The sequence below is a fragment of the Streptomyces sp. GC420 genome (assembly GCF_009916105.1).
Taxonomy (GTDB): Bacteria; Actinomycetota; Actinomycetes; order Streptomycetales; family Streptomycetaceae; genus Streptomyces.
This window is the reverse complement of record NZ_JAAAXQ010000707.1, coordinates 1-1,797: the sequence shown is the minus strand read 5'-3', so window position 1 is coordinate 1,797 and position 1,797 is coordinate 1. Positions and strand designations below refer to the sequence as shown.

2 protein-coding genes are annotated in these 1,797 nt (G+C 77.2%); both read left to right on the top strand.

Annotated elements, in window-relative coordinates; translation table 11 throughout:
- Positions 1 to 429: 429 nt before the first annotated feature.
- Positions 430 to 1,575, top strand: coding sequence for a phosphotransferase (locus GUY61_RS37975; RefSeq protein WP_313897043.1), 1,146 nt, complete (start codon positions 430 to 432; stop codon positions 1,573 to 1,575).
- A gap of 70 nt (positions 1,576 to 1,645) precedes the next feature.
- Positions 1,646 to 1,797: zf-TFIIB domain-containing protein (locus GUY61_RS37970; RefSeq protein WP_166634840.1), on the top strand; the 152-nt coding region annotated here is incomplete at its 3' end.

Genomic DNA, 1,797 nt, shown 5'->3' with positions numbered 1-1,797 from the left:
CGGTGCGGCGTGCTTGGGCATGTTCTGGTTTCGTGCGCACCGGCACGGCCGGCGGTGGCGCGCGCTGCGGGACGGGCCTCGGCATTCGCGGGCACGAGCGGGCTGTGCGGTGCGGCGTGCTTGGGCACGTTCTGGTTTCGTGCGCACCGGCACGGCCGGCGGTGGCGCGCCCTGCGGGACGGGCCTCGGCATTCGCGGGCACGACCACGACCGCGCTGCCGTGCCCGGACAGGTCCGCGACCTCCCCGTTCCCAGCGCCGCCGCTGCCGTCCACCAGCCCGGGGAGCGCCCCGATCCCCGGCCGAAGCCCGCGCAGATTCCCGGCTCCGGGCGGGCGCCCCGCGCCGGAGGCGGCGGCCTCGCCCCGCCCGGCACCGCGTACGCTCGTCGGCCGGGGCCGGCGGCGGCCCCGGACCGGGGGAGGGCCGAGTGACCGTATCCGCATCCGCCGCGACGGAGCTCGAAGCGCTGGCCCGCCGCCTCGCGCACCCTCCGCACACGGCTCCGGACGACAGTCCGAACGCAGCCGCACGGCCGGACCCCTGCGCCGGGGCCTCCACCGTGCTTGCCGACCGCGCCGACGGAGTCGTCGTCCGGCACGGGGACCTCGTCGTCAAGGCGCACGCACCCGGCACGGACACGGCAGCCCTCGGCATACGCCTCCGCGTCGCCGCGAACCGGCGGCTGACAGGGATACTCCTGCCTCCCCGCCCGCCGCTCGCCCAGGAGCGCTCACTGGTCACCGACCTGCACGGCCGGCCGGTGTCCGCCTGGCCGTACGGCACCCCGGTGGACCCGGAGCGTCCGGACGCGGCCCCGTGGGAGGAGGCGGCCACTCTCCTGGCGCGGCTGCACCGAGTCCCGGCGGACCGCATCGAAGGTCTCCCCGGCCCGCTGCCCCCGATGCGCGGCCCCGCCAAGGCGGCCCGGGCGGTGGCGCGCATGCGGGCGGCGTGCCTCGCGCGGGGCCCGGAGACGCACGCCGTCCCGGACCCGGAGCGGGACGCCCGGGAGACCCCTCCGCGCCCAGGGCGGGAGCAGGCGCGGCCGGCCCCCGACCCCGGCGCGGGCCCCTTGCACGAGGTCGTGCGGGCCGTCCTGCGCGCCTGGCACGCTCTGCCCCCGTGGGCGCGTGACGAGTCCCCCGGGACCGCACCCGCCGCCACGGCCCGCCTGTGCCACGGCGACCTGCACCTGGGCCAGCTGGTCAGGCACCCGGCACCGGACGGCCCCTGGCTCCTGATCGACGTGGACGACCTCGGCACGGGCGATCCCGCATGGGATCTGGCCAGGCCGGCCGCCTGGTTCGCGGCGGGACTGCTCGCCCCCGAGGTCTGGGCACGGTTTCTCGGCGCCTACCGGGCGGCGGGCGGCCCCGCCGTGCCCGCCGCCGGCGACCCCTGGCCGCAACTCGACGTGCCGGCCCGTGCCCTGACCGTCCAGACCGCCGCCCTGGCCGTTGCCAGGGCGGCCGCGGAGCACCGCGACCTCGACGAGGTCGAGCGGCTCATGACCGACAGCTGTTACAGGATCGCGGCACAATCGCCCCGGTCCGTGCCCGAGTCCCGGAAGTAGGGTGAATCACCTGTCGCCGGGGCAGTGTTCCCGGCGGAGCCGACCCGACCGGCGAGGAGTTGAGCCGAGAATGCAGTGTCCCAAGTGCCGTGCGCCCATGCATACGTACAACCGCAACGGCGTGCAGATCGAGCAGTGCAGTGGGTGCCGGGGCATCTTCCTGGACTACGGGGAGCTCGAGGCGCTGACCCGCCTGGAGTCGCAGTGGGCCCAGCAGGCGCC